This window comes from Bradyrhizobium sp. 149 (assembly GCF_023073915.1).
In the GTDB taxonomy this organism is placed as follows: Bacteria; Pseudomonadota; Alphaproteobacteria; order Rhizobiales; family Xanthobacteraceae; genus Bradyrhizobium.
The window spans coordinates 47,545-72,481 of sequence record NZ_JADPKK010000005.1; the positions used below are offsets into that span (position 1 = coordinate 47,545).

At 64.5% G+C, this 24,937-nt stretch carries 28 protein-coding genes; 12 read left to right on the forward strand and 16 right to left on the reverse strand.

Annotated features, from left to right (window positions below):
* Window positions 1-6: 6 nt before the first annotated feature.
* Window positions 7-1,020, reverse strand: a complete 1,014-nt coding sequence (locus IVA88_RS01430) for a 1-aminocyclopropane-1-carboxylate deaminase (protein ID WP_247495526.1) — start codon at window positions 1,018-1,020, stop codon at window positions 7-9.
* A 2-nt stretch (window positions 1,021-1,022) separates the two neighbouring features.
* Window positions 1,023-1,184 carry a hypothetical protein gene (locus IVA88_RS01435; RefSeq protein ID WP_247495527.1) on the reverse strand — a complete coding sequence of 54 codons (162 nt, stop codon included), beginning with the start codon at window positions 1,182-1,184 and terminating at the stop codon, window positions 1,023-1,025.
* On the opposite strand from IVA88_RS01435, the gene IVA88_RS01440 reads away from it, so the two are divergent.
* From IVA88_RS01440 to IVA88_RS01455, 4 genes are all read left to right on the forward strand, one after another.
* Window positions 1,183-1,647, forward strand: a complete 465-nt coding sequence (locus IVA88_RS01440) for an Lrp/AsnC ligand binding domain-containing protein (RefSeq protein WP_247495528.1) — start codon at window positions 1,183-1,185, stop codon at window positions 1,645-1,647. The genes IVA88_RS01435 and IVA88_RS01440 overlap by 2 nt on opposite strands.
* A gap of 45 nt (window positions 1,648-1,692) precedes the next feature.
* On the forward strand, window positions 1,693-2,856 hold the full coding sequence (locus IVA88_RS01445; protein WP_247495529.1) for a PLP-dependent cysteine synthase family protein: 1,164 nt from the start codon (window positions 1,693-1,695) through the stop codon (window positions 2,854-2,856).
* A 107-nt stretch (window positions 2,857-2,963) separates the two neighbouring features.
* A complete protein-coding gene (locus tag IVA88_RS01450) occupies window positions 2,964-3,524 on the forward strand; it encodes a carboxymuconolactone decarboxylase family protein (protein ID WP_247495530.1) in 561 nt (186 codons plus the stop codon).
* Window positions 3,525-3,648: 124 nt separating this feature from the next.
* A complete protein-coding gene (locus IVA88_RS01455; protein ID WP_247495531.1) occupies window positions 3,649-3,894 on the forward strand; it encodes a hypothetical protein in 246 nt (81 codons plus the stop codon).
* 9 nt (window positions 3,895-3,903) lie between these two features.
* On the opposite strand, the gene IVA88_RS01460 is transcribed toward IVA88_RS01455, so the two are convergent.
* Complete coding sequence (locus IVA88_RS01460) at window positions 3,904-4,839, reverse strand: alpha/beta hydrolase (protein WP_247495532.1); 936 nt, start codon at window positions 4,837-4,839, stop codon at window positions 3,904-3,906.
* Window positions 4,840-4,951: 112 nt separating this feature from the next.
* Between IVA88_RS01460 and IVA88_RS01465 the strand changes: the two genes are divergently transcribed.
* Window positions 4,952-5,839, forward strand: coding sequence for a branched-chain amino acid aminotransferase (locus tag IVA88_RS01465; protein WP_247495533.1), 888 nt, complete (start codon window positions 4,952-4,954; stop codon window positions 5,837-5,839).
* Window positions 5,840-5,878: 39 nt separating this feature from the next.
* Here IVA88_RS01465 and IVA88_RS01470 read toward each other — a convergent pair whose 3' ends face one another.
* Both IVA88_RS01470 and phaR read right to left on the reverse strand, forming a co-directional pair.
* Window positions 5,879-6,505: a class I SAM-dependent methyltransferase gene (locus IVA88_RS01470; RefSeq protein ID WP_247495534.1), complete on the reverse strand. Its 627-nt coding sequence runs from the start codon at window positions 6,503-6,505 to the stop codon at window positions 5,879-5,881.
* 58 nt (window positions 6,506-6,563) lie between these two features.
* A complete protein-coding gene (gene phaR / locus IVA88_RS01475) occupies window positions 6,564-7,160 on the reverse strand; it encodes a polyhydroxyalkanoate synthesis repressor PhaR (protein WP_247495535.1) in 597 nt (198 codons plus the stop codon).
* Window positions 7,161-7,464: 304 nt separating this feature from the next.
* Here phaR and IVA88_RS01480 point away from each other — a divergent pair, with 304 nt between their 5' ends.
* From IVA88_RS01480 to IVA88_RS01490, 3 genes are all read left to right on the forward strand, one after another.
* Entirely contained in the window at window positions 7,465-8,643 is a 1,179-nt protein-coding gene (locus tag IVA88_RS01480) for an acetyl-CoA C-acetyltransferase (RefSeq protein ID WP_247495536.1), read from the forward strand.
* 253 nt (window positions 8,644-8,896) lie between these two features.
* Window positions 8,897-9,622, forward strand: coding sequence for an acetoacetyl-CoA reductase (phbB, locus tag IVA88_RS01485; protein WP_247495537.1), 726 nt, complete (start codon window positions 8,897-8,899; stop codon window positions 9,620-9,622).
* 85 nt (window positions 9,623-9,707) lie between these two features.
* A complete protein-coding gene (locus IVA88_RS01490) occupies window positions 9,708-10,574 on the forward strand; it encodes an EamA family transporter (protein WP_247495538.1) in 867 nt (288 codons plus the stop codon).
* A 2-nt stretch (window positions 10,575-10,576) separates the two neighbouring features.
* Here IVA88_RS01490 and IVA88_RS01495 read toward each other — a convergent pair whose 3' ends face one another.
* Together IVA88_RS01495 and gloB are read right to left on the reverse strand one after the other, a co-directional pair.
* Window positions 10,577-11,029, reverse strand: coding sequence for a cupin domain-containing protein (locus IVA88_RS01495; RefSeq protein WP_247495539.1), 453 nt, complete (start codon window positions 11,027-11,029; stop codon window positions 10,577-10,579).
* Between the two features lie 37 nt (window positions 11,030-11,066).
* Window positions 11,067-11,834, reverse strand: a complete 768-nt coding sequence (gene gloB, locus IVA88_RS01500; protein WP_247495540.1) for a hydroxyacylglutathione hydrolase — start codon at window positions 11,832-11,834, stop codon at window positions 11,067-11,069.
* Between the two features lie 109 nt (window positions 11,835-11,943).
* Between gloB and IVA88_RS01505 the strand changes: the two genes are divergently transcribed.
* Window positions 11,944-12,690 carry a methyltransferase domain-containing protein gene (locus IVA88_RS01505; protein WP_247495541.1) on the forward strand — a complete coding sequence of 249 codons (747 nt, stop codon included), beginning with the start codon at window positions 11,944-11,946 and terminating at the stop codon, window positions 12,688-12,690.
* A 75-nt stretch (window positions 12,691-12,765) separates the two neighbouring features.
* On the opposite strand, the gene IVA88_RS01510 is transcribed toward IVA88_RS01505, so the two are convergent.
* The 5 genes from IVA88_RS01510 to IVA88_RS01530 all read right to left on the reverse strand — a co-directional run bounded on the left by IVA88_RS01510 (window position 12,766) and on the right by IVA88_RS01530 (window position 19,833).
* Window positions 12,766-13,545, reverse strand: coding sequence for a DUF4167 domain-containing protein (locus IVA88_RS01510; protein WP_247495542.1), 780 nt, complete (start codon window positions 13,543-13,545; stop codon window positions 12,766-12,768).
* Between the two features lie 461 nt (window positions 13,546-14,006).
* Window positions 14,007-14,888: a peptide chain release factor N(5)-glutamine methyltransferase gene (gene prmC, locus IVA88_RS01515; RefSeq protein WP_247495543.1), complete on the reverse strand. Its 882-nt coding sequence runs from the start codon at window positions 14,886-14,888 to the stop codon at window positions 14,007-14,009.
* Between the two features lie 7 nt (window positions 14,889-14,895).
* The gene (prfA, locus tag IVA88_RS01520) at window positions 14,896-15,981 is read right to left on the reverse strand and encodes a peptide chain release factor 1 (protein ID WP_247495544.1); all 1,086 of its coding nucleotides are present in this window, start codon (window positions 15,979-15,981) and stop codon (window positions 14,896-14,898) included.
* Between the two features lie 57 nt (window positions 15,982-16,038).
* The gene (gene ptsP / locus IVA88_RS01525) at window positions 16,039-18,306 is read right to left on the reverse strand and encodes a phosphoenolpyruvate--protein phosphotransferase (RefSeq protein WP_247495545.1); all 2,268 of its coding nucleotides are present in this window, start codon (window positions 18,304-18,306) and stop codon (window positions 16,039-16,041) included.
* Between the two features lie 270 nt (window positions 18,307-18,576).
* The gene (locus tag IVA88_RS01530) at window positions 18,577-19,833 is read right to left on the reverse strand and encodes an aspartate kinase (RefSeq protein WP_247495546.1); all 1,257 of its coding nucleotides are present in this window, start codon (window positions 19,831-19,833) and stop codon (window positions 18,577-18,579) included.
* 148 nt (window positions 19,834-19,981) lie between these two features.
* Between IVA88_RS01530 and IVA88_RS01535 the strand changes: the two genes are divergently transcribed.
* From IVA88_RS01535 to IVA88_RS01545, 3 genes are all read left to right on the forward strand, one after another.
* Complete coding sequence (locus IVA88_RS01535; RefSeq protein WP_247495547.1) at window positions 19,982-20,449, forward strand: PH domain-containing protein; 468 nt, start codon at window positions 19,982-19,984, stop codon at window positions 20,447-20,449.
* 14 nt (window positions 20,450-20,463) lie between these two features.
* Window positions 20,464-21,237, forward strand: a complete 774-nt coding sequence (ubiG, locus tag IVA88_RS01540; RefSeq protein WP_247495548.1) for a bifunctional 2-polyprenyl-6-hydroxyphenol methylase/3-demethylubiquinol 3-O-methyltransferase UbiG — start codon at window positions 20,464-20,466, stop codon at window positions 21,235-21,237.
* A 180-nt stretch (window positions 21,238-21,417) separates the two neighbouring features.
* Entirely contained in the window at window positions 21,418-22,317 is a 900-nt protein-coding gene (locus IVA88_RS01545; RefSeq protein ID WP_247495549.1) for an EamA family transporter, read from the forward strand.
* A 7-nt stretch (window positions 22,318-22,324) separates the two neighbouring features.
* Here the strand turns inward: IVA88_RS01545 and IVA88_RS01550 are convergent, their stop codons facing one another.
* The 4 genes from IVA88_RS01550 to IVA88_RS01565 are packed head-to-tail and all read right to left on the reverse strand — an operon-like array spanning window position 22,325 to window position 24,804.
* A complete protein-coding gene (locus tag IVA88_RS01550; protein ID WP_247495550.1) occupies window positions 22,325-22,807 on the reverse strand; it encodes a DUF1178 family protein in 483 nt (160 codons plus the stop codon).
* Window positions 22,804-23,682 (reverse strand): carbon-nitrogen hydrolase family protein, encoded by an 879-nt coding sequence (locus IVA88_RS01555; protein ID WP_247495551.1) that lies wholly within the window; start codon window positions 23,680-23,682, stop codon window positions 22,804-22,806. Before IVA88_RS01555 ends, IVA88_RS01550 begins: the two co-directional genes overlap by 4 nt.
* The gene (grxC, locus tag IVA88_RS01560; RefSeq protein WP_247495552.1) at window positions 23,679-23,954 is read right to left on the reverse strand and encodes a glutaredoxin 3; all 276 of its coding nucleotides are present in this window, start codon (window positions 23,952-23,954) and stop codon (window positions 23,679-23,681) included. The genes IVA88_RS01555 and grxC overlap by 4 nt, the downstream gene beginning before the upstream one ends.
* A gap of 46 nt (window positions 23,955-24,000) precedes the next feature.
* Window positions 24,001-24,804, reverse strand: coding sequence for a ComF family protein (locus IVA88_RS01565; RefSeq protein ID WP_247495553.1), 804 nt, complete (start codon window positions 24,802-24,804; stop codon window positions 24,001-24,003).
* Window positions 24,805-24,937 lie beyond the last annotated feature (133 nt).

The following is a 24,937-nucleotide window of genomic DNA, read 5'->3' on the forward strand; positions in this document are numbered from 1 at the left end:
CGGATCTTAGCCGTTCCGAAACGCATACCCATAGCCGTTCAGCGCCGGCGCGCCGCCGAGATGAGCGTAGAGGATCTTTGCACCCTTCTCGAAATAGCCCTTCCGCGTCAGGTCGATCAGGCCCTGCATCGACTTGCCCTCGTACACGGGATCGGTGATCATGGCTTCGAGACGCGCGGTGAGGCGGATCGCCTCCTTGGTCTCTTCCGACGGCACGCCGTAGGCTGGATAAGCGTAATCCTCGATCAGCACGACGTCATCGGCGACGAGATCCTTGCCGAGCTCGACGAGCTTGGCCGTGTTCTGCGCGATCGAGAGCACCTGCGCCTTGGTCTGCGCCGGGGTGAAGGAGGCGTCGATGCCGATCACCTTTCGCGCGCGCCCATCGGCGGCGAAGCCGACCAGCATGCCGGCATGGGTCGAGCCAGTGACGGTGCAGACCACGATGTAGTCGAACTTGAAGCCGAGCTCGGCTTCCTGCTTGCGCACTTCTTCGGCGAAGCCGACATAGCCGAGGCCGCCAAATTTGTGCACGGAGGCGCCGGCGGGAATCGCATAGGGCTTGCCGCCCGCCGCCTTCACCTCCTCGATCGCCTGCTCCCAGCTCTTGCGGATGCCGATGTCGAAGCCGTCGTCGACCAGGCGCACGTCGGCGCCCATGATGCGCGACAGCATGATGTTGCCGACGCGGTCATAGACGGCGTCCTCGTGCGGCACCCAGGCCTCCTGCACCAGGCGGCACTTCATGCCGATCTTGGCCGCGACCGCGGCGATCATACGGGTGTGGTTCGACTGCACGCCGCCGATTGAGACCAGCGTGTCCGCGTTTGAGGCGATCGCGTCGGGGATGATGTATTCGAGCTTGCGCAGCTTGTTGCCGCCATAGGCGAGCCCGGAATTGCAGTCCTCGCGCTTGGCATAGACTTCGACATTGCCGCCGAGATGCTTTGATAGCCGCTCCAGCTTCTCGATGGGCGTCGGACCAAAGGTCAGCGGATAGCGCGCGAATTTTTCGAGCATCGTCAGGTCATCCCGATTGGCGTTGGTGTTGGGGAAAGGCTAGCATCGCGGCGCAAAAAGGTGCTTTCAAATGTTGCGGTCTTATTGCGCACGATCTTGCGGAATGGCTGACAAGAGATACTGTTTCTTTCGTAATAGCCGCCAGCAACGGAAGCTTCTTCCATGTCCGCTCGTCTCGACCGCATAGACCTTAAGATGTTGCGATTGCTGCAAAATAACGGCCGGCTCAGTAACGCGGATCTGGCCGAAACCGTCGCCATCAGCCCGGCCACCTGCCATCGGCGCACCCAGCGCCTGTTCGAGCACGGCTTCATTTCCGCCGTCCGCGCCATGGTCGCGCCGAAGAAGGTGGCAAAGGGCACGCTGGTGATGGTCGGCGTCGTGCTCGACCGTTCGACGCCAGAGAGCTTTGCGATCTTCGAGCAGGCGATCGCCAGGCTGAAGTTCGTGCTCGACTGCCACCTCGTCGCGGGCGACTTCGACTATTTCCTCAAGATCCGTGTCGGCGACATGGAGGATTTCAACCGTATCCACGGCGAGCAGCTGATCGCGCTGCCTGGCGTGCGCCAGACCCGCACCTTCTTCGTGATGAAGGAAGTCGTCGACAACGCGCCGCTGGAGTTTTGAACGGAAGCTATTGATGCGCGATCCGCATCATGAGAGATTCAGGTGATGCAGACATTCCCCTTCCGCCACCTCAACCCGGCCGGGCCGGCCTATCGGCGCGGGTGGGTGGACGAGGCGGTCGCCGCGATCGAGGCCGACCAGTGCCGCACGGCCGACACGCATCTGATCAGGCTGATCGTGCCGGCGCTATCAGGCATCGATATCTATCTGAAGGACGAATCCACGCATCCGACCGGTAGCCTCAAGCACCGGTTGGCGCGCTCACTGTTCCTCTACGCGCTCTGCAACGGCCACATCCGCGAAGGCACGCCTGTCGTCGAGGCCTCGTCGGGATCGACCGCGGTGTCGGAAGCCTATTTCGCGCAAATGATCGGCGTGCCCTTCTATGCCGTGATGCCGCGCACGACTTCGGCGGAAAAGATCGCCGCGATCGAGCATTACGGCGGTAACTGCCATCTGATCGACGACGGCCGCGCGCTGTATGCGGAAGCCGGCGCGCTGGCCGCACGGCTGGGCGGCCACTACATGGACCAGTTTACCTTCGCCGAGCGCGCCACCGATTGGCGCGGCAACAACAACATCGCCGAATCCGTCTTCACGCAGTTGCAGGGCGAGCCGAGACCGCTGCCGGACTGGATCGTGATGGGCGCTGGCACCGGCGGCACCTCGGCCACGATCGGACGTTATTTGCGTTATCGCCAATATCCGACACGGCTGTGCGTCGCCGATGTCGAGCATTCCGCCTTCTTCGACTGCTTCCGTACACAGGACCGCTCGCATGTTTGCGACCGCCCCTCGCTGATCGAAGGTGTCGGCCGGCCCCGCTGCGAGCCCTCCTTCGTGCCGGGCGTGGTCGACCGCATGATGAAGATCCCGGATGCGGCCTCGATCGCGGCGATGAACGTGCTGTCGCGCCGGCTGCGCCGCGCGGTGGGGGGCTCTACGGGCACCAATTTCCTGGCGGTGTGCCGGCTTGCCTCGGAGATGCGAAAGACCAATCAGGCGGGGTCGCTGGTGACGCTGATCTGCGATTCCGGCGAGCGCTACCGGCAGACCTATTATGAGCCCGCGTGGCTGAAAGCACGCGGTCTCGATCCCGCGCCGTTCGAAGCGGCCTTGTCGTCGTTCCTCGATACAGCGCAGCCACTGGCGCTTGAGTTCGAAGACGTAACGAATCCGCAGAACTTACGAAATCCTGCGGTCTTATAGCCGGGGCCTCCCTGCCATCTGCAAAATTGCACGGTCGTCACGGCAACTTCACTTGCCTTGCGCCGTCACGCGGGCGAGCCTTGCGCCTCTCAACGAGGAGACCTGCCGTGCGCCTTCCCATTCTCGATCCGAAAGACCTGACTGCCGAACAGAAGCCGCTCTACGACGACATGCGAACGGGCATCACCGACCACTTCAAGGGCTTCATAAACATGCGCGACGACGGCGCGCTGCTCGGGCCGTGGAATCCATGGATCCGCGAGCCGCGCTTCGGCAAGCCGGTGTGGGAGCTGGTCAAGGCCATCGCGTCGAACCCGCTGCTGCCGGCGCCGGTGCGCGAGGTCGCGATCCTGGTCACCGGCTCGCATTTCCGCTCCGGCTACGAGCTCTATGCGCATGTGCTGGTCGCCGAGCAGCGCGGCCTCTCCGACGAGAAGCTCGCGACCATCGTCGCCGGACAGCGGCCGGTCGATCTCACCAAGCAGGAGGCCGTCGCCTACGACGTGGCGTCCGCATTGGTTGGCGGCGGCGTGCTGCCGGAACTGACCTATCGGGCCGCAGTCAAGGAATTCGGCGAGCACGGCGCGGCCGAGCTGTCCTATCTCGTCGGCGTTTACTGCATGGTGTCGGTCACGCTGAACACGTTCGACGTGCCGGTGCCGGAGTAGGCCGCGTTGTCGCGGCTCCTGGACCGGACGGAAGCGTAACGGTACCCTGCCGCCGCCGTGGCGACGCATTCGCCGGTCACGATCGAAGTGCAATAGCAGAGCAAGACAATAGGGAATGGAAGCCATGGATACGTCACGCCGCCTCCTGCTTGCCGGACTGGCAGGGCTCGCCGTCGCGCCAACCGCCGCAGGAGCCGCGCCCTTGGCCGCGGCCGATGGCGTGACGGTCGCTGAAGAGCGCTTTGCGCGCACGATCGCAGCCGCACATGCGCCCGACGTCACCTGCGCGCGGCAGTCCGAGCGCTATGCGGATGCGCATTGGCCCGAATATGTCGTGGCAGCCAGGGCGGTGCTCGACGCACGCGTCTGATTCAGGCTCTCACGCCCCCACCGCCCGCCTGACCTGCTCACCGATCTGCGACAGCACGAGCCGCGCCTGCGGCAGGATTGCGCCCATGGCGTGGAAATTGTGAACCATGCCGTCGTGGCAAACGTGCTCCACGGCGACGCCCGCCGCGAGCAGCTTGCGGGCATAGGCATTGCCCTCGTCGCGCATCGGGTCGAACTCGGCGGTGTGGATGATTGCGGTCGGCAGGCCCGCAAGCCGTGTCGCGCGCAAAGGCGAGATGCGCGGATCGGCGGCATCAAAGGCCTCGGGCAGATAGTCGGCGAGATCGGCTTCGATCGTGACGCGGTCGATCAGGTAGCCCTCGGCGAACGCCTCGCGCGAAGGTGAAGTCTCCTCGAAGTCCAGCACCGGGCAGATCAGGCATTGCGCGACGATGGAAAGACCTGCGGTCTGCGCCGCCTCCTGGCACACGATCGCAGCGAGCGTTGCACCGGCGGAATCGCCGCCGAGCACCAGACGATGGGCATCGATGCCGAGCGATGAGGCCTCGCGCGCCACCCATTCGGTGGCGGCGATCGCATCGTCCACGGCGGCGGGGAATTTGTGCTCGGGCGCCAGCCGGTAATCGACCGAGACGAGACGGCAGCCGGTCGCGTGTGCCAGCGCGGCTGCGACGCGGTCATGCGTGGCAATGCTGCCGGCAACGAGCCCGCCGCCGTGAAAGAACACGAAGCCGGGCGCTCGATCACCGGCGCTTGCGGGTGAATAGAGGCGATAGCGCAGCGCGCCGGCGGGACCAGGCAGCACGCCGTCGGACGTCGTCACGTCAGGCGCATCGGTGCGCGCGAACTGCATCAGCTTTGCCAATGATTGTCGCCGTGCCTCCACGCTCGGCCGGCTCCGTGCCTGCGGCGCACCCGCAGCCATCATGGTCAACAAACGCTTTGCGAGCGGATCGAGCGGCATGGTGCTTCCTTTCCCTTGTGGGAGGGTAGCTCACTTTCCCGCAGGGAATCATTTAGAAATTGCGCCCAATAGTGGCGCTATAATGCGGCACCATGCCAAGGGGAGGCCGGTCATGGCCGAAATCAAAAAGCCCATCGAATATTCGCCGAGCTGGACCTTCTTCGACGGCAAATGGCATGACGGCAATGTGCCGATCATGGGCCCGCGCACGCATGCGGCCTGGCTTGGCTCGGTCGTGTTCGACGGCGCGCGTGCGTTCGAAGGCGTCGCGCCCGATCTCGACCGTCACGTCGCCCGTGCCAATCAATCCGCGATCAACTTTGGCCTGAAGCCGGTGGTCGATACCGGCACCTGGCTGGCACTCGCAAACGAGGGCATCGCACGTTTCGCAGCGAATGCCGAGCTCTACGTCCGTCCGATGTACTGGGCGCGGAACGGCTCGGGCGGCGGCGTGCTGTTCGATCCCGAGACCACCGATTGGTGCCTGTGCATCTATGAGGCGCCGATGCCAAAACCCGTCGGCAACGCGATCACGCTCTCGCCGTTCCGCAGGCCCACCGCCGAATGCGCTCCGGTCGAGGCCAAGGCCGCGTGTCTGTATCCGAACAATTCACGCGCGCTTGCTGAAGCCGCCTCGCGTGGTTTCCAGAATGCGCTGATGCTCGACATGCTCGGCAACGTCGCGGAGTTCGGCAATTCCAACGTGTTCATGGCCAAGGACGGCGTGGTCTACACGCCGGTGCCGAACGGCACCTTCCTCAACGGCATCACGCGCCAGCGCGTCATCAGCCTGCTTCGTGGCGACGGCGTCACCGTGGCCGAGAAGACGCTGCGCTATGCCGATTTCCTCGCTGCCGACGAGATCTTTTCGACAGGCAATTTCGCAAAAGTCGCGCCGGTGATCCGCATCGACGATCGCGAGCTGAAGCCGGGCCCGCTCTACACGCGCGCGCGCAAGTTCTATTGGGACTTCGCCCATGCGGTGAAGCTGGCGGCTTGATCCGGTCTTTCCGTGGTCATGCCCGGAAAACCCCGGAGATTACGGGAGCTGGCTGCGTCGCTTAAACCGGCTGAACTGAAACGCCTGCGTCGAATTCCATGGCGTCTGATGCGCCTCGTTGCGCGTTTCAATCAGCTCGAACGCCGGCCCGAGCTCTGCCGCAAGGCTCGCGCCGTCATGACGCTGCACCGGCAGGCCGCTGCACTTCTCCGGGCCGCCGAGCGCAAACGTCGCAATGATGACGTGGCCGCGGGGCGCAAGCGCGGACCGCAGGCGCTCGATGTAAGCGGTCCTGTCGCGGGAATCGGTCAGGAAGTGAAACGCCGCCCGATCGTGCCATAGATCGTATGTTTTTGCCGGGCGCCATGTCGTGGCGTCGGCAACGATCCAGTCGACCATTGAAGCGGCTCCGCCGATTCGCTTCTTTGCCGCGTCAAGCGCATTGGCAGAGAGATCCAGCACGGCGACGTCGCGATATCCGTCCAGCAGGAGAGCATCGACCAGCCGCGATGCGCCGCCCCCGACGTCGAGGATGGCGGCCCCGCGGTCCGGATTGGCCGCTCTGATCATCGCGAGCGAGGTCGCCGGACTGTCCTGAAACCAGCTGACCTCGGCTTCGCCCTTGGTGGCGTAGACATTGTCCCAATGGGTGCTTCGGTCGGACATGGCGCGTCCTCCGGCTTGCCGGGGAGCCCTTGCCGGGCAGCCGGCGCATAGGAACGATCTACTCGTCCTTCTTCGACATCCGCTCGAGGCGTTCCTGCATGTCCTTCATCTGCTGGCGCAGTTCGTCGATATTGCTGTCCTTCGGCGCTTCGGCGGTCGCGTCAGGCTCCGGCTCCGCGGAGCCTGCGGGGCGGCCCGCGGTGGGCGCGAAAGGCTTGAACATCGAGAAGGTCTGCTGGAACAACTCCATATTGCGGCGGACTTGTTCCTCCAGCGGCGCAAACGGGGTTCCGGAGAGCGAGGTGGCGATCTGCTTGCGGAACTTTTCCTGCTCCTGCGTGAGCGACGCGATCGCCTGCTCCAGATATTTCGGCACCACCATCTGCATGCTGTCGCCGTAGAAGCGGATGAGCTGGCGCAGGAAGGTGGTCGGGAGCAGGTTCTGGCCGGCCTTGTTCTCCTGCTCAAAGATGATCTGGGCAAGCACGGACCGCGTGATGTCGTCGCCGGTCTTGGCGTCGTAGACCAGGAAATCTTCGCCGTCCTTGACCATGGAGGCGAGGTCTTCCAGCGTCACATAAGTGCTCGTTCCGGTATTATAGAGCCGGCGGTTCGCGTATTTCTTGATGGTGGTGGGTTGGTCTGATTTCGCCATGGGCTCTCACTTGCAAACGCGGAGAACGGGAACCTGTCGGGCCAATGCCGCAGGGCGGGAAGAGTACGCAACGCAACAAAATAAGCATTTTCAAAGGGGTCACGCTACCGTTTTGTGCGCCACGGTTAATCGGGCAGCAAAAACGTGCTTGCGAAAGCGCCAAGAACGCTATTTTGAATGCGCTGCGGGATGAATTCGGCCGCCGGCCGATTGACATGCCTCAACGACGTTAACAGGATGCCATCCGAGACTGGCGAGCCGTTTCCCCAGCCCCGTCTGCCCCCATTCAACCCAGGAGATGCCCATGTCAGACGATGTCGTCATCGTCAGCGCCGCCCGCACCCCGGTCGGAAGCTTCAACGGAGCGTTCGCAACCCTTCCCGCCCACGATCTCGGCGCCATTGCCATCAAGGCTGCGCTGGAGCGCGGTGGCATCGAGCCTGGCCGGGTCTCCGAAGTCATCATGGGCCAGATCCTGACTGCCGCTCAAGGCCAGAACCCCGCCCGCCAAGCCTCAATCAATGCCGGCATTCCGGTCGAGAGCCCGGCTTGGGGCGTCAACCAGCTCTGCGGTTCGGGCCTGCGCACTGTTGCGCTCGGCTATCAGGCGCTGCTCAACGGCGATTCCGAGATCGTGGTCGCCGGCGGCCAGGAATCCATGAGCATGGCTCCGCACGCCCAGTATCTGCGCGGCGGCGTCAAGATGGGTGCAGTCGAATTCATCGACACCATGATCAAGGACGGCCTGTGGGACGCCTTCAACGGCTATCACATGGGCAACACCGCCGAGAACGTCGCGCGGCAGTGGCAGATCACCCGCGCCCAGCAGGACGAGTTCGCGGTCGCCTCGCAGCAGAAGGCCGAGGCCGCGCAGAAGGCCGGTAAATTCAACGACGAAATCGTTCCCGTCACCATCAAGGGACGCAAGGGCGATGTCGTCGTCAGCGCCGACGAATATCCCCGTCACGGCGCAACGATCGACGCGATGGCGAAGCTCCGTCCCGCCTTCGAGAAGGACGGCACGGTCACGGCAGGCTCTGCCTCCGGCATCAATGACGGCGCTGCCGTCGTGGTGCTGATGACCGCCAAGCAGGCCGCCAAGGAAGGCAAGCAGCCGCTCGCGCGGATCGTGTCGTGGGCGCAGGCGGGCGTCGATCCGAAGATCATGGGCTCGGGCCCGATCCCGGCCTCGCGCGCCGCGCTGAAGAAGGCCGGCTGGAACGTCGGCGATCTCGACCTGATCGAGGCCAACGAAGCCTTCGCGGCGCAGGCTTGTGCCGTCAACAAGGATCTCGGCTGGGATACCTCCAAGGTCAACGTCAACGGCGGCGCGATCGCGATCGGCCATCCGGTCGGCGCCTCCGGCGCGCGTGTGCTGGTGACGCTGCTGCACGAGATGCAGAAGCGCGATTCGAAGAAGGGCCTCGCCACGCTGTGCATCGGCGGCGGCATGGGTATCGCGATGTGTCTGGCGCGCGACTGACGATAGCTTACGCGTGACTGACGCGTAATTTGCGCGTGCGCTGCACACGTGATTGAGTGCGTTGCACGCGATTAAAAAGGCAGCGGTTGCAAATCAAATATTCTTCGCAACCGTACAAGCCTCGATTAAAGAGAAACGCCCGGCTCAACGCCGGGCGTTTTGTTCTTGATGTCCGTCAAACCTGCCGCATAATCCACCGCTAAAAACCATCACTTCAGAAACGTCCGAAGAGTCCAAGGGAAGGAAATACGATATGGCACGTGTTGCATTGGTGACGGGTGGTACGCGGGGCATCGGAGCTGCGATCAGCAAGGCGCTGAAGGCGGCCGGCTACAAGGTTGCGGCGAGCTATGCCGGCAACGATGCGGCGGCGGAGAAGTTCAAGGCCGAGACCGGCATCGCCGTCTACAAATGGGATGTCAGCAATTTCGACGCCTGCGCGGAAGGCGTGAAGAAGGTCGAGGCAGATCTCGGTCCCGTCGACGTGCTCGTCAACAATGCCGGCATCACCCGTGACACCGCCTTCCACAAGATGACGCTCGACCAGTGGAACGCCGTGATCAACACCAACCTCGGCTCGCTGTTCAATATGACACGCCAGGTGATCGAAGGCATGCGTGCCCGCAAGTTCGGCCGCGTCATCTCGATCTCGTCGATCAACGGCCAGAAGGGCCAGTTCGGCCAGGTGAACTATTCCGCCGCAAAGGCCGGCGACATCGGCTTCACCAAGGCGCTAGCGATCGAGAACGCCAAGGGTGGCATCACCGTCAACGCGATCGCGCCGGGCTACATCAACACCGAAATGGTGCAGGCCGTGCCCAAGGATGTGCTGGAAAAGAACGTAATTCCGCAGATCCCGGTGAATCGTCTTGGCGAACCCGAGGAAATCGCGCGCGCCGTGGTGTTCCTCGCAGCTGACGAGGCCGGCTTTATTACCGGCTCGACGCTGACTATCAACGGGGGCCAGTACCACGCCTGATATGGCGTTTGGCGCAACAAGACGATAATGAAGACGCCATGCCCGGCCTCGTGCCGGGCATCCGCGTCCTCAGAGCCCTCGATTGATGACCCCCCGCACCGCGACGCTGATCGGATTGACCGCGATCCTGATGTGGTCGCTGCTGTCAGTGATGACGGTGGCGACCGGAAGGATCCCGGCGTTCCAGCTGGCCGCGATGACGTTCGCGATCGGCGGTCTCGTCGGCCTGCTCACCTGGATCGGCCGCGGCGAGGCGGCCAAAAGCCTGCGTCAGCCGCTGGCCGTGTGGACCGTCGGTGTCGGCGGATTGTTCGGCTATCACGCGCTGTATTTCCTCGCGCTACGCTTCGCGCCGCCGGCCGAAGCCGGCCTGCTGAATTATCTGTGGCCGCTCCTGATCGTGCTGTTCTCGTCGTTTCTGCCGGCCGAGCGGCTTGCCGTGCATCACATCATCGGCGCCGTGCTCGGCCTCGTCGGCACCGTGCTGCTGTTCGCCGGTAACACCTCCGGCTTCACGCAGGGGCAATTGCCGGGATTGGCCGCGGCGTTCATCGCAGCCTTCGTGTGGGCGACCTATTCGGTGCTGTCGCGGCGATTGAAGGCGGTGCCGACCGACGCAGTCGCGGGATTCTGCCTCGCCACCGCGGTGCTTGCCGCGCTGATGCATGGCCTGCTTGAAACCACGGTCTGGCCGGACACGACACTGCAATGGCTCTCCGTGCTCGCGCTCGGCATCGGCCCCGTCGGTGCTGCGTTCTACGCCTGGGACATCGGCATGAAGCGTGGCGATATCCGCGTGCTCGGCGCCGCGTCCTACGCGACGCCGTTGCTCTCGACCGGCTTCCTCATCGCCGCCGGTTTTGCCAAAGCCAGCGCCAACATCGCCGTCGCTGCGATCCTGATTGCCGGCGGCGGCCTAATCGCGGCGAAAGACATGGTGTGGAAGCGGTAACGTCATTCCGGGGCAAGCCGGAACGATGGTGCCTCAGGGCTCCAGCCCTTCGGCGCGAGCTCGAACTTTGCGAACTCAAAGGCGGGTGCCACGGTGCAGCCGAGCAGCGTCCACTCGCCGGTGGTCTCCGCCATCTGCCACGCATCGGCCGGCACGATTGCCTGCGGCCGCTCGCCGCTCACGAGATCCGTACCGAGGCGGACTTCGTGCTGGGAACAGCCTTCGTGGGCGATGCGCAGCATCAAGGGGCTTCCGGCATAATAGTGCCAGATCTCGACTGCATCGATGCGATGCCAGTGCGAGCGCTCGCCGCGCGCGAGCAGGAAGTAGATCAGGGTCGAACGCGACCGCCCGTTGGCGTCCGTGGTCTGATCGCGAAACGTCTCGCGGTAATGCCCGCCCTCGGGATGCGGACGGAGTTCGAGGCGCGCGATGATCTCGGCTGCGGTCGGCATCGGTTCCCGTCAGGGTTTGTTCGTCAAGACTTGTGCGTCAAGACTTGTTCTTGCGCTCGCGCAATTCGCCGAACACCGCGGTGGCATCCGCGCCCTTCATGTGCAGCCGGGCTGCGACCGACGGTTCATCGGCGCGCAGGAACACGTTGGTTCGCTTCTCGTCACCAAGCAGGCAAGGAATGGTCGGCTTGTTCTCGGCCCGCAGCTTCGCCACCTCCGCCGCGCGCGCCTGCAGCGCCGCATTGTCGGGGTCGACGGTCAGCGCGAACTTGACGTTGGATGCCGTATATTCATGGCCGCAATAAAGCTTGAAGTCGTCTGGCAGGGCACGCAGCTTCAAAAGCGAATCCCACATCATCGGATAGGTGCCCTCGAACACGCGGCCGCAGCCGATCGAGAACAGCGTGTCGGCGGCGAACAGCGTTTTCTCGGTGTCGAACACGTAGGAGATGTGGTCGAGCGTGTGGCCGGGCGTCTCCAGCACGCGCGCCAGCAAGCTGCCGACCTTGACGATTTCGGCATTGGCGACGCGCAGGTCGACGTTTGCGATCTTCGTCGTCTTGTCATGCGGCGCGACGACGCGGCAATTGTATTTCTGCTTGAGTTCGGCGACCCCGCCGACATGATCGCCATGATGATGGGTGATCAGGATGTCGGTGAGCTGCCAGCCCTCGCGCTCGAGCGCCTTCAGGATGGGGCCGGCCTCCGGCGCGTCGATCGACGCCGTTGCCTTGGTTTCCACATCGTGGATCAGATAACCGAAATTGTCGTTTAAACAGGTGAAAGTACGAATTTCGGCGGCCATGTCATCTCCGATCGCGCTCAGCTCCGTCAGACAAATATGGCGTTAACGTTGCGCAGGCAATGCAATATTCCGCGCGCGGGGGTCGCCTCGTGCATGTTACATTGCCGTCATGACCATTGATGTCGTCGACCTCCGCGAGTTCTACTCCCGTCGCCTCGGGATTGTGGCACGGCAAATGATCAATCGTGGCATCCGGGAGCGCTGGCCGCGTGTCGAGGGCCAGCGCGTGCTCGGCTTCGGCTATCCCACGCCCTATCTCGGGTTGTTCCGCGAGGATGCGGAGCGCTGCATCGCCTTCATGCCGTCGGCGCAGGGCGTCTTGAAATGGCCGACGGGACGGCCGGCGCTCGCCTCGCTGGTGGATGAATTCTCGCTGCCGCTTCCCGACGCCGCGGTCGACCGCATCCTGCTGGTCCACGCACTGGAAATGTCGGACGATCCAGCCGCGCTGCTGCGCGAGGTGTGGCGCGTGCTGTCGCCGTCCGGCCGCATGATCGCGGTCATCCCGAACCGGCGCGGGGTGTGGACCCGCACCGACAGCACGCCGTTCGGTCACGGCCGGCCCTATTCGCGCTCGCAGATCACCGACCTGTTGCGCCAGACCTGGTTCACCCCGACCACCTGGGGCGAGGCGCTGTTCATGCCGCCCTATGCCGGCGGCTGGGTGCTGAAATCCGCACAGATGTGGGAGCGCGCCGGCGCGGCGCTGTCGCTGCCCTTCGCCGGCGTGCACATCGTCGAGGCGACCAAGCAGGTCTACCGCGCGATCCCCGCCAAGCGCGAGCGGGCGCGGCTAATTCCCTCACTGGCGAAGCCGGTGCTGGTGCCGTCCTCGACAACGGTGACGCGCAGCTAAAAACAAATCGTCCCGGCCAAGCCGGGACGATTCAATTCAGGTTAGGTATTTGGCGCAGGTGTCTGGCGAAAGGGTTTACTCGCCGGGGGCCACTTCGTCGCTCGAGCCGGCCGGGGCGGCTTCGCGCTCGGGGCGCGGACCATTCGGCCGGCGGCGCCGCCGCGGGAAGCGTTCGCCGCCACCACCGCCCTCGAAGCCTGCCTGGCCGGGCGCGCCACCGCTCACCTGCGGCTGCGGGCCGGTGATGAAGGAGGGTAGACGATCGACGCTGACCGCGTCGGCGACGACGGGCTGCGGCTGGTTCAGCGGTAGCGGCTGGGGCTGCGGTTGATACTGCGGCTGCGGACGGTGGTCGCGCTCGCGGTGCTCGCGCGGCTGCTGGTTATCGCGCTGATAGTGCTGGTTGTCGCGCGGCTGATGATCGCGCTGGCCATCGCGGTCGCGCGCGAAGGGCGGCGGCGGCTGTGGGACAAAACCCGGCTCCTGGCCGAAATTCGAGAAATTCTCGCCGTCGTCCTCGCTGTCGTCACCGCTGCTGTTGCCGATCGGCTCGTCGCCGCGCGGCTGCTGGTTCTGCCGGAACTGTTCCTGAGCCGTCGCGATCAGGCGAAAATAATGCTCGGCGTGCTGGTAGTAGTTCTCGGCCGCAACCGGATCTCCGGAGGAGCGCGCGTCACGCGCGAGCTGGAGATACTTTTCAGCGATATGCGAAGCCGTGCCGCGGATCTTGATGTCGGGTCCGTTGGACTCGTAGACGCGGGTCATCGGGTTCTGGCCGCGCCGGTTATTATTGTTGTTATTGTTATTATTATTGTTGCGGTTGCGCATCCGCTGCTTGTTCTGACCGTTTCTCATGTCCTGCCTTTAATTCCAGCCCTAAAGGTTGCACGCATTACTGATTGCTGAGAGTGACTTGATGACAGCGGTTCACATCGCTTGCGCGCACCGCACGCAAGAGCGGATTGATCCCTGCCGATGTTCGTCGACCGTCGCGTTCAACAAAAGACGCGTTCCCCACCCGCCGGCATCCATCGCCAGCGAACCCATTCATATCGCCTGCCGAAACAAGCCCAGCTTTGTTGCGTAAGTCTTCAAGCGCAATATCAGGCTTTCGTTCACGTTGCGGTCGGTAAGCAGCGCAGCTCAATGGCTATCGCGCTCAACAGGACCTGCGGCTTGGAACCTTTATCAGTAAGCTCTCGCCCGAGAGCCCGGCTTTCGCCCGTAGGTCTACGGGGCCGGCACCGATGTGTTGATCAGAAGGTAGTCGTTCCCAAGGGATATTCCAAGAGGTTTTTTGCAGCCCAATCCGGCTTTTATGGAGGCATTTTTCGGGCCGAAACTGCCCGCGGGATGCCGGCCAGATCGGCCTTGGGCGGCCTGTCCACCACCAACGCGGCGGCCGTCATCAAGGTTTCAATATTCCGGGCCTGGCCCTGTCCGGCCTCGACGATCAGCGCTCCGCCCGGGGACAGACGTTCAGCCGCCTGCGGGATCAGGGCGCGATAGGCGTCGTAACCGTCATTGCCGCCGTCGAGCGCCAGATGCGGATCGTGCTCGCGCACCTCGATGCTCAGTTTCGGAATCTCGGCTGACGGGATGTAGGGCGGGTTCGACACGATGAGGTCGAACGGGCCGCGGAGCGCCGCTGCGTAGGAGCAGGCAACGAAGCTGGCGCGGTCGGCAAGGCCCAGAGCTGCGGCGTTGTCTCTGGCGGTCTTGAGCGCGGTCAGACTGAGATCGGTGCCGACGCCGAAGGCGCCGGGAATTTCGTGCAACAGCGCGAGCAGGATGGCGCCCGATCCGGTGCCGATATCCGCGATGCGGGGGGGATGAGATGGTTTCCATTCGCGAAGGATTTCGAGTGCGAGCTCAATCACCGTTTCGGTATCGGGACGCGGCACCAGCGTCGCTTCCGACAGACGAAACGGCAGGCCCCAGAATTCACGCGTGCCGAGAATGCGGGCGACCGGCTCGCCGGCGATGCGGCGCCGGGCATACCGCGCGAGCCGCGACGCCTCGGCTTCCGTGAGAAGGCGGGCGGCCTGTGCAACGAGGCCCGTGAGATCGAGACCGAGTGCCGCGCCAAGCAGGATACGCGCGTCGAGCTCGGCGTCGTCGAGCTGCGCCGATCTCAGTTGCGCCGCCAGCGCGCGCCGCGCGCTCTCGATGGATAGTCCGGTGAAGGGATTGCTCACGCGCCGGTCACGCCGCCGCGCCCTGGGCTGCGAGCTGCGCGGCCTGGTGCTCGGTCGTTAGTGCGTCGATCAGCTCGCCGAGAGCTTCGCCCGCGATCACCTGCGGCAGCTTGTAGAGCGTCAAATTGATGCGGTGGTCGGTCACGCGCCCTTGCGGGAAATTATAAGTGCGGATGCGCTCGCTGCGGTCGCCGGAGCCGACCTTCTCCTTGCGCTCGGCCGAGCGCGCCGCGTCGAGGCGTTGCTGCTCGGCGTCGTAGATGCGCGAGCGCAGGATGTTCATGGCGGAAGCACGATTCTTGTGCTGCGAGCGGCTGTCCTGCATCATCACCACGATGCCGGTCGGGATGTGGGTGATGCGGATCGCCGATTCGGTCTTGTTGACGTGCTGGCCGCCGGCGCCTCCGGCGCGCATGGTCTCGATACGCAAATCATCGTTCCTGATATCCACGTCGACCTCCTCGACTTCGGGCATCACGGCGACGGTGGCGGCGGATGTGTGAATGCGCCCCTGCGTCTCGGTGTCGGGCACACGCTGCACCCGGTGCACGCCGGACTCGAACTTCAGCTTCGAGAACGCGCCGCGGCCCTGCACCTCCGCGATGATCTCCTTGTAGCCGCCGACAGTGCCTTCGCTCGCCGAGATCACCTCGACCTTCCAGCCCTGCAAGCTCGCGAAACGCTCGTACATCCGGAATAAATCTCCGGCGAACAGCGAAGCCTCGTCGCCGCCGGTGCCGGCGCGGATTTCCAGCACCACGTTGCGGTCGTCCATGGCATCTTTCGGCAGCAGCGCGAGGCGGATCTTCTGGACCAGTTCCTCGATCCTTGGCGTCAGCGCGTCGCGCTCGGCTTCGGCCATGCCGCGCATCTCCGCATCGCTCGCGGGATCGGCGATCAGTGCCTCGGTATCGGCGAGCTCCTTGACGGCCGAACGATAGGCCTTGACCGCTTCGATCAGTGGCGTGAGCTCGGCGAGTTCGCGCGTGATCTGCACATAGCGTTCGGAGGCGAGCTGACCGAGCGATTCGGCCTCGAGCGAGGCGTGATGCGCGAGCAGGACGTCCAGTTTGGCTTCGGGGAGTGACGACATCGGTTCAGTCTCAAAATGCGGAAAAGGGCGAAGCGGCAGGAAGGGGCGGCAGGCCCGCTACAACGCCAGACCTTCGGCCTCGGCAAATTCCGTCAGCTTCTGCCGGATCGAGACGCTGCCGGCCGGTGCGTCCAGCAACGGGCCGAGCATCGCTTCGGCCTTCTTCGCGTCGAGATCGATCACCATCGCCTTGACCGGGCCGAGCGCGGTTGCCGAGAGCGACAGCGAGCGATAGCCCATCGCGATCAGGGCCAGTGCGCCGATCGGCTTCGACGCCATCTCGCCGCAGAGCGACAGCGATTTCTTCGCGGCATGCGACTTGCGCGCAATGTCGCGAAGCGCGCGCAGGATCGGTGCCGACATGGTGTCGAAGCGCTCGGAGACTTTTGCGTTGCCGCGGTCGACCGCGAACAGGAACTGGAACAGATCGTTGGAGCCGACCGAGATGAAGTCCACCTTCTTCAGGAGCTCGTCGAGTTGATAAAGCAGCGCCGGCACCTCGACCATGGTGCCGATGTCGATCCGCTCCGGCAGCGTGTGGCCGTGCTGGCGCAGATAGGTCAGCTCGCGCTCGACCAGCGCCTTTGCCGCATCGAATTCACCCACCTCCGAGATCATCGGGAACATGATGCGCAGCGCGCGGCCGCCGCCGGCGCGCAAGAGCGCGCGGATCTGGCCGCGCAGCAGGCCGGGACGGTCGAGCCCGAGCCGGATCGCGCGCCATCCGAGGGCGGGATTCTCCTCGATCACCGCTTCCATATAAGGCAGCGCCTTGTCGCCGCCGATGTCGAGGGTGCGGAAGGTGACGGGCTTGGTGCCGGCGGCATCCAGCACCGTGCGATAGAGCGCGAGCTGGTCGCTGGTGCGCGGCAGGCTCTGGCCGACCATGAATTGCAACTCGGTACGGAACAGGCCGATGCCGGCGCTGCCGGTGTCTTCGATATGCGGCAGGTCGATCGCCAACCCGGCGTTGATCATCAGCTCGACCTTCTGGCCGTCCTTGGTGACGCAGGGCAGATCGCGCAGCGCCAGATATTGCGCCTGGCGGCGGGCGCGGAAGCGCACGCGCTCGGCGAAGGCGGCCTCGACCTCCTGCGACGGCCGGACATAGATCGAGCCGGAAGTGCCGTCGACGATGATGGCGTCGCCGGGATCGGCGATACCAGGTGCGTTCGGCACTTCGCCGACTGCGGGAATCCCGAGCGCACGCGCCACGATCGAGACGTGGGAATTGGCGGTGCCTTCCTCCAGCACGATGCCGCGCAGGCGCTTGCGGTCGTAGTCGAGCAGCGCCGCCGGGCCCATCGCGCGCGCGATGACGATGGCGTTGTCGGGCAATTGCTCGCGCGAGGGCGCGTGATCCTGACCGACGAGCTGCCGCATCAGGCGATAGCCGAGATCCTCGAGATCATGCAGCCGGTCGCGCAAATAGGGATCGGTCGAGCGCAGCATGCGCGCGCGGGTGTCGGATTGCACGCGCTCGACGGCGGCTTCCGCCGTGAGGCCGGTGGCGACCGCCTCGTGCAGCTTGTGCGACCAGCCCTGGTCGTTGGCGAACATGCGGTAGGCTTCCAGCACCTCGCGATGCTCGCCGCCCTCGGCGACGTCGCCGCGCTCCAGCATGCGGTCGAGATCGGCGCGCAGCTTGGCGAGCGCGGTGTCGAGCCGCTTGATCTCCTTGGGCAGGTCCTCGGCAATGTAGTCCTTGATGACGACGCGCGGTTCGTGCAGCACGACGTGGCCGAGCGCGATGCCTTCCGACAGGATGGCGCCGACCTTCTGCGCCGAATGGCGGGCCGCGGGCTCATGGCCGGGCTGGGCCAGCGCAGACAGCTCGCCGGAGGCGATCAGCTCCGCCAGCACCATCGCGGTGGTCTGAAGCGCCTCGAGCTCCTCCTCGACATAGTTGCGCTTGGCGCGGTTCTGCACCACCAGCACGCCGAGCGTGTTGCCGGCGCGCAGGATCGGCACGCCGAGAAAGGAGTGGTAGATTTCTTCGCCGGTCTCCGGGCGGAACGAGAAGGCCGGATGGCTCTGCGCATCGCTCAAATTGAGAGGCGTTGCCTCGCTGGCGACCAGACCGACGAGGCCCTCATGGGCGCTGAGCACGGTGTGGTGCACCGCCTCGCGGTTGAGACCTTCGGTGGCATAGAGCTCGAGCGTGTTGTCGATGCGCAGCACATAGACCGAGCACACCTCGGCCACCATGTTGGCGGCGATCAGCACCACGATCTTGTCCAGCCGCTCCTGGGCCGAGACCTGCTCCGCCATGGTTTCGCGGAGCCGTCTCAACAAGACGCGGGGACCTCCCGACGCGCTCCGCATGAACCGTCAATCTCCTCCGTCTGCCGGGGCCGAAAGGGCCCGCGGCGGCTCGCCCAGAAATCCAGAAAAACAATAAGTTTGCTCGTCCGGCGCCGGCCCCGGCGGACTGCCTGAGCCGAATCAGCACCGCCTTAACTGGGGCACAGTTTCTGGCAGCCCACCCTCTTCGCCGTATAGCGAATTGGGGCTTGTTTTGCCAAGCAAAACGCCTGCCAAACGCGAAAGTATGGACACCTTCGCGTTTGCTGCGACCGCTAAGAGAAAAATAGCCTAAGCCTGATCGAGACCGTAGAGCGTGTGCAGGGTGCGCACCGCAAGCTCGGTATAGGCGGTATCGATCAAGACCGAGAATTTGATCTCGGAGGTTGTAATGGCCCGGATGTTGATATTCCGTCCGGCGAGGGCCGAGAACGCCTGGGCGGCAACGCCGGCATGGCTGCGCATGCCGCTGCCGATCACCGAGATCTTGGCGACGTCGGTAGCGGTGTCGAGCCGGGCATAGTTGATCTGGCCCTTGGCTGCGGTGATCGTCTCCTTGGCCCTTGTGTAGTCGGCGGCCGGGACCGTGAAGGTGAGGTCGGTGGTCTTGCCGTCCTCCGAGACGTTCTGCACGATCATGTCGACGTTGATGTTGGCATCCGCGAGCGGGCCGAAGATCGACGCGGCCACGCCGGGCTTGTCCTCGATCTGGCGTACCGAGATCTGGGCCTCGTCCTTCGAAAAGGCGATGCCGGTGACGACGTGGCTTTCCATGATCTCCTCCTCGCTGCAGATCAGCGTGCCGGGCGGCTGGTTGGCATGCGGGTCGATATCCTCGGGCTTGTCGAAGCTCGAGCGGACGAAAATCGGCATGTTGTGGACCATGCCAAGTTCCACCGAGCGGACCTGGAGCACCTTGGCGCCCTGGGAGGCCAGTTCCAGCATGTCTTCGAACGCGATCTTGTCGAGCCGGCGCGCCTTCGGCACGATTCGCGGATCGGTGGTGTAGACGCCGTCGACGTCGGTGTAGATGTCGCAACGGTCCGCCTTGACGGCGGCGGCGATCGCCACGGCCGAGGTATCGGAGCCGCCGCGGCCGAGCGTGGTGATGCGGCTGGTCTCCGGATTGATGCCCTGGAAGCCGGCGATAACGGCGACCTCCTTGCGCTCCCTGAAGCGCTTGATGATCTCGCTGCCGTCGATGCCCTCGATCCGGGCCGAGGCATGGGCGTCGCTGGTCTTGATCGGGATCTGCCAGCCCTGCCAGGAACGGGCCTGGATGCCCATGCCCTGAAGCACGATGGCGAGGAGGCCGGACGTCACCTGTTCGCCGGAGGCGACCACGGCGTCGTATTCGCGCGCGTCGTGCATGGGCGAGGCCTCGGTGCACCAGGCCACCAGCTCGTTGGTTTTACCGGACATCGCCGAGACGACCACCGCCACTTCATGGCCGGCGTCGACCTCACGCTTCACATGGCGTGCGACGTTGCGGATACGTTCGATGTTGGCGACGGATGTGCCGCCGAATTTCATCACGAGGCGGCTCATGACGACGCGTGCATTCCCTCATAAGGATAAGTATGGTGACCCGCGCTGGACGGGTGCCTGCGATACCGACCGCGCGTATACAGAGGGGCGAGGCCGGGGGCAAGCGGGTTCCTGCGCTGGCCAATCCGGCAATGGGTTAATCGAGGTTATGGCGCGCTATATCGACGAGATCCTGCAACCGGGCGAACGGGTGCTGTATTCGACCAATGCGCACTGGATCTTCTATTTTCCGGCCATCGTGGCCTGGATCGTGGCCCTGGTCCTGTTCGTCCTGTCACGGCAGACCGCGGTCGATGGGCTCGTGATTCTATGTCTTATCGCCTCGGGGCTGGTGGCTCTCGCGGCCCTGTTCTGGACCGTGAAGGGCTGGTTCCATCGCTTTACCACCGAGACCGACGTCACCAATTTGCGGGTCGTGCACAAGACCGGCTTCATCAAGCGCCGCACCTTCGAGATGGCGCTGGACAAGGTCGAGAGCGTCGATGTGAATCAGACCATTCTCGGACGTATTCTCAACTATGGCGACGTGACCATCAACGGCGTGGGGGAAGGTCGCGAAACCATCCGGACCATCGCCTCGCCGCTCGCCTTCCGCAGTTCGATCACCACGCGGTAGGACCGCACGTAACCATGAGCATGCAGCAAGATATTTCCGCTAGCGCAAGCCCGCATCCGGGCTCGACAGTCGACGCCGCCGAGATCGCAAAATTCTCAAAGCTCTCGGCCGAGTGGTGGGATCCCAACGGCAAGATGGCGCCGCTGCACCGGATCAACCCGTTGCGGCTCGGCTACATCCGCGACGCCGCTTGCCGCAAGTTCGAGCGTAACGCGCGCAGCCTCAACTGCCTCGGCGGTCTGCGCGTGCTCGACATCGGCTGCGGCGCCGGCCTGCTCTGCGAACCGCTGTCCCGCCTGGGTGCGCAAGTCATCGGCGTCGATCCGTCCGTCAGCAACATCGCGGCCGCGAAGCTGCATGCCGACAAGGCGCATCTGTCGATCGACTATCGCTGCACCACGGTAGAAGAGATCGACCCGCGCGAGCGCTTCGACATCGTGCTGGCGATGGAGGTGGTCGAGCACGTCGTCGATGTCGGCGTTTTCCTGAAGCGCTGCGCGGCGATGCTGAAGCCGAACGGGTTGATGGTGGTTTCGACGCTAAACAGGAACTGGAAGAGCTTTGCGCTCGCCATCGTCGGCGCCGAATACGTCCTGCGCTGGCTGCCCCGCGGCACCCACGAATGGAATAAGTTCGTCACCCCCGACGAGCTGACGAAATACCTGCTCGACAACCGTCTGGTCATCACCGAGCAGACCGGCGTCGTCTACAGCCCCTTCGCCGACAGATGGGGTCTCTCGTCAGACATGGACGTGAACTACATGGTGGTGGCGGAAGCCATGGTGTGAACTGCTTGTAGCCGCTGGCTCGTTTGTAAAAGGCAGGCCGCAGCAAAACACTGAAGGCGTCGTCCCGGCGAAGGCGGTGTTTCTTGCGAAGCATCGCTCCTATGACGTGGGCGTGATTGACCTGCTTGAGTGCTGGCGGCACGTTGGCCGCAATCATTTGGCCCTCCCACCCATTCCCCCATGTTCACCATCGCCAGCCTCTGGATTCCCTTCACCGTCATCGCCGCGCTCGGCCAGGTCGTGCGCAATGCGATGCAGCGGTCGCTGACGAAGCCGCTGGGGACCTGGGGCGCAACCAATATTCGCTTCCTGTTCGGCTTCCCGTTCTCCCTTGTTTTCCTGGCAGCCGTGCTGGTCGCGACCGGCGATCATCTCGGCATGCCGCCGACCGTGTTCTGGCCGTGGCTGCTGCTTGGCGCCCTTAGCCAGATCGTCGCGACGGGGCTGATGCTGCTGGCGATGAACGACCGCTCCTTCGTGGTGACGACGGCCTATTTGAAAACCGAGGCGATCCAGACCGCGATCTTCGGCTTCGTCTTCCTCGGCGATCACCTGACCTGGCTGAAGGTGCTGGCCATCGTGATCGCGACCGTCGGAGTCGTCATCACCGCGCTGCGGCCCGGCGGCGAGAAGGGCTTTGCAGAGCTGAAACCGACGATCACGGGTCTCGTTGCCGCGGCAGCGTTCGCATTGTCAGCGGTCGGCTTCCGCGGTGCCATTATCAATGTGCCTGATGTCTCCTTCGTGACGGCAGCATCGGTCACGCTGGTGCTCGGCCTGTTCGTGCAGACGCTGATCCTGACGGTCTATCTGCTCTGGCGCGCGCCGAAGGTGCTTCAGGCGATCCTCGGCTTGTGGAAGCCATCGCTGCTCGCCGGCTTCACGGGCGCCTTCGCCTCGCAGTTCTGGTTTCTCGCCTTCGCGCTGACGGCCGCCGCCAATGTCCGTACGCTCGCTTTGATCGAGGTGCTGTTCGCGCAAGGTGTGGCGTACTACTCGTTCAAGCAGCCGATCGCGCCGCGCGAGATTTTCGGCATCGTGCTGATTGTGATCGGCGTGGCGGCGCTGGTGGGAGTCTGACGCCGCGTCAGTTCCGGTCTTCCGGCAGCGTCGGCAGCGGCGACACCTCGATACCCTCGTCGATCAGCGACTTTGCTTCATCGGGGGAGGCCTCGCCGTAGATCGGGCGGTGCTCCTTGTCGCCGTAATGCATCGCGCGAGCTTCGTTCGCAAAGCGCTCGCCGACATTGTCGGCATTCTTGACGATGTGATCGCGCAGCTCCTTGAGCTTGGCACGCAGCTCGCGCTCCTGCGCCATCATCAGCGAGGTCGGTCCGGACGGCGCGGCCTCGGGCGTGGTCGCAGCCACAGGTTCTGGCGGCGGCGTAGCGCGTCCGCGGCCCTTCTTGCCGACGATGCGCGGCGCCATGATCGCCTTGTTGACCTTGGCCGAGCCGCAGATCGGACAGGTCACGAGCTTGCGCTTCACCTGCGAATCGTAGGCCGACGAGCTCTGAAACCAACTCTCGAAGTCGTGGTTGCGGTCGCAGTGGAGTGCGTACCGGATCATGCCGATCCCCGCACCAGGTGCAGATGGTCCGGCCCGGCCTTGGGATCGGCGACGCCGAAGCGGCGGCCGTGCTGCAGCGAGGGGATTGCGCGGCGCGCGATCTCGACCTTGGCCGGGTCGATTTTTGCCATGATGATGCCGGGCTCGACATCGCCCTCGGCGAGGATCTCGCCCCAGGGATCGATGATCAGCGAATGGCCATAGGTCTCGCGCTTGTTTTCGTGCAGGCCGGCCTGCGCGGCGGCGAAGATGAAGCACCCGGTCTCGATCGCGCGCGCACGAAGCAGCACATGCCAATGCGCTTCACCGGTCTTGCGGGTGAAGGCCGAGGGCACCGTGATGAAGTACGCGCCGCTTTCGGCCAGCGCGCGGTAGAGCGCAGGGAAGCGCAAATCATAACAGATCGTCAGCCCGACGCGGCCCCAGGGCAGGTCGGAGATGACGGCCGTCTCGCCCGGCTGGTAATTGGCGGATTCGCGATAGCTCTCGCCGTCCGGCAGCTCGATGTCGAACATGTGGATCTTGTCGTAGCTCGCGAGCACATTGCCCTCGGGCCCGATCAGGAAGGAGCGGTTGACCGCTTTTTCATCCGAAAAGCGCAGCGCCAGCGACCCGACGTGGATGTGGATCTTCAGTTCCGCCGCGAGCGCGCGGTATGCCCTCAGCGAGTTGTCGTCGTCCTGGCTCTGAAGGTGCTCGAACAGCGCCTTGCGGTTAAGCTGCATCATATTGCTGACTTCGGGCGTCTGGACGTAGTCGGCGCCGTTGGCCGCAGCCTGCCGGATCAGTTTGGTGGCCTGTTCAAGGCTGGGCTCGGGCATCAGCCCGGTGCGCATCTGCACCATGGCCGCCGTGAAAGTCCTGACCTCGCTCATGACTCCGCCTTCACGTCGCCGAGCATGCCGTCGAGCTTGCCTTCGCGATCGAGCGCGTAGAGCTCGTCGCAGCCCCCGACATGGGTTCCGCCGATCCAGATCTGCGGGAAGGTCGAGCCTTCGCCGGCGCGATCGTACATCTCCTGGCGCCAGGACGGGTTCTTGGCGATATCGAACTCCGTGAAGCTCGCTTTCTTGCGGGTCAGCAGCGACCTGGCCGCGGAACAATAGCCGCAGCCCGGCCTGGTGTAGATCTCGACAGCAGCGGTCATGGTGTCAGCGCTCTCATGTCACGAATTCATTGAATTATATGGGACTTCACCGGGCCTCGACAACCCGGGCAAAGACCAGCACGTCGACTTGGGCTGCCTTGGCGCGGAGCAGGGCCCGCGCACAGGCATCGAGCGTCGCACCCGACGTCAAGACGTCGTCGATCAGGACAATGCGCCGACCCTGGACGTCCGCCTGACGGTCCGGGGATACCTGGAATGCGCCCTGCACATTGGTGGCGCGCTGGGCTCGCGACAGGCCGATCTGCTGCTCGGTGGCGCGTACCCGGCGCAGCACCTCAGCCTTCACCTTCACCCCGCTCTGCCGCTCGACGATCCGCGCCAGCGCCCCGGACTGGTTGTAGCGGCGGCGCCAGGCCCTCCGCCAATGCAGGGGCACCGGCACCAGCATGTCGGCCGCGGCGAGCAGCTCGCCGCCCGCGCGCGCCATCCAACGGCCCATGGCCGGCGCCAAATCGGCGCGGTCCTGGTATTTCAGCGCATGCACCAGGGTGCGCGCGACGTCGTCATAACGCACCGCGGCGCGGGCCCGCTGGTAGGCCGGCGGGCTCGCGATCGCCTCCATCGACAGCATGTCGGGGCCGGGGTCATAGACAAAGGGAATGCCGAGGCGCGGACAGTAGGGCCGTTCGATGAACGACAGCCGCGCCCAGCACGCCGCGCACACGCCCTCGCCGTCGACCGGCTCGCGGCAGGATACGCACAGCGTCGGCAGCGCGATGTCGAGCGCGAGCCGTGCCGCACGCGACAAGGCGTGGCGGCCGACCGTCCATGCGGCCCGAAGCGGCGCGGCGATGGAACGGGAGGGGGCGGCATCGGCGTCGGCTTCCATGGGACGAGGCTAGCGCCGCACGGCAGGGGGCTCAAGCCTCGTTCCCCGGTCGGCGCAGCAGCCAAAGAGCGCAGCAGCGCGTCCGGGACACAACGGAGGTGATTGCCAGAACAACTTGGATCGGCGTAACCAG

Excerpts from the sequence above, each read along its gene's own strand:
- IVA88_RS01430 (WP_247495526.1), bottom strand. The coding sequence starts at position 1,020 with ATGCTCGAAAAATTCGCGCGCTATCCGCTGACCTTTGGTCCGACGCCC.
- IVA88_RS01440 (WP_247495528.1), top strand. The coding sequence starts at position 1,183 with ATGTCCGCTCGTCTCGACCGCATAGACCTTAAGATGTTGCGATTGCTG.
- IVA88_RS01435 (WP_247495527.1), bottom strand. The coding sequence starts at position 1,184 with ATGGAAGAAGCTTCCGTTGCTGGCGGCTATTACGAAAGAAACAGTATC.
- IVA88_RS01445 (WP_247495529.1), top strand. The coding sequence starts at position 1,693 with ATGCAGACATTCCCCTTCCGCCACCTCAACCCGGCCGGGCCGGCCTAT.
- IVA88_RS01455 (WP_247495531.1), top strand. The coding sequence starts at position 3,649 with ATGGATACGTCACGCCGCCTCCTGCTTGCCGGACTGGCAGGGCTCGCC.
- IVA88_RS01460 (WP_247495532.1), bottom strand. The coding sequence starts at position 4,839 with ATGCCGCTCGATCCGCTCGCAAAGCGTTTGTTGACCATGATGGCTGCG.
- IVA88_RS01465 (WP_247495533.1), top strand. The coding sequence starts at position 4,952 with ATGGCCGAAATCAAAAAGCCCATCGAATATTCGCCGAGCTGGACCTTC.
- IVA88_RS01470 (WP_247495534.1), bottom strand. The coding sequence starts at position 6,505 with ATGTCCGACCGAAGCACCCATTGGGACAATGTCTACGCCACCAAGGGC.
- phaR (WP_247495535.1), bottom strand. The coding sequence starts at position 7,160 with ATGGCGAAATCAGACCAACCCACCACCATCAAGAAATACGCGAACCGC.
- IVA88_RS01480 (WP_247495536.1), top strand. The coding sequence starts at position 7,465 with ATGTCAGACGATGTCGTCATCGTCAGCGCCGCCCGCACCCCGGTCGGA.
- phbB (WP_247495537.1), top strand. The coding sequence starts at position 8,897 with ATGGCACGTGTTGCATTGGTGACGGGTGGTACGCGGGGCATCGGAGCT.
- IVA88_RS01490 (WP_247495538.1), top strand. The coding sequence starts at position 9,708 with ATGACCCCCCGCACCGCGACGCTGATCGGATTGACCGCGATCCTGATG.
- IVA88_RS01495 (WP_247495539.1), bottom strand. The coding sequence starts at position 11,029 with ATGCCGACCGCAGCCGAGATCATCGCGCGCCTCGAACTCCGTCCGCAT.
- gloB (WP_247495540.1), bottom strand. The coding sequence starts at position 11,834 with ATGGCCGCCGAAATTCGTACTTTCACCTGTTTAAACGACAATTTCGGT.
- IVA88_RS01505 (WP_247495541.1), top strand. The coding sequence starts at position 11,944 with ATGACCATTGATGTCGTCGACCTCCGCGAGTTCTACTCCCGTCGCCTC.
- IVA88_RS01510 (WP_247495542.1), bottom strand. The coding sequence starts at position 13,545 with ATGAGAAACGGTCAGAACAAGCAGCGGATGCGCAACCGCAACAATAAT.
- prfA (WP_247495544.1), bottom strand. The coding sequence starts at position 15,981 with ATGTCGTCACTCCCCGAAGCCAAACTGGACGTCCTGCTCGCGCATCAC.
- ptsP (WP_247495545.1), bottom strand. The coding sequence starts at position 18,306 with ATGCGGAGCGCGTCGGGAGGTCCCCGCGTCTTGTTGAGACGGCTCCGC.
- IVA88_RS01530 (WP_247495546.1), bottom strand. The coding sequence starts at position 19,833 with ATGAGCCGCCTCGTGATGAAATTCGGCGGCACATCCGTCGCCAACATC.
- IVA88_RS01535 (WP_247495547.1), top strand. The coding sequence starts at position 19,982 with ATGGCGCGCTATATCGACGAGATCCTGCAACCGGGCGAACGGGTGCTG.
- ubiG (WP_247495548.1), top strand. The coding sequence starts at position 20,464 with ATGAGCATGCAGCAAGATATTTCCGCTAGCGCAAGCCCGCATCCGGGC.
- IVA88_RS01545 (WP_247495549.1), top strand. The coding sequence starts at position 21,418 with ATGTTCACCATCGCCAGCCTCTGGATTCCCTTCACCGTCATCGCCGCG.
- IVA88_RS01550 (WP_247495550.1), bottom strand. The coding sequence starts at position 22,807 with ATGATCCGGTACGCACTCCACTGCGACCGCAACCACGACTTCGAGAGT.
- IVA88_RS01555 (WP_247495551.1), bottom strand. The coding sequence starts at position 23,682 with ATGAGCGAGGTCAGGACTTTCACGGCGGCCATGGTGCAGATGCGCACC.
- grxC (WP_247495552.1), bottom strand. The coding sequence starts at position 23,954 with ATGACCGCTGCTGTCGAGATCTACACCAGGCCGGGCTGCGGCTATTGT.
- IVA88_RS01565 (WP_247495553.1), bottom strand. The coding sequence starts at position 24,804 with ATGGAAGCCGACGCCGATGCCGCCCCCTCCCGTTCCATCGCCGCGCCG.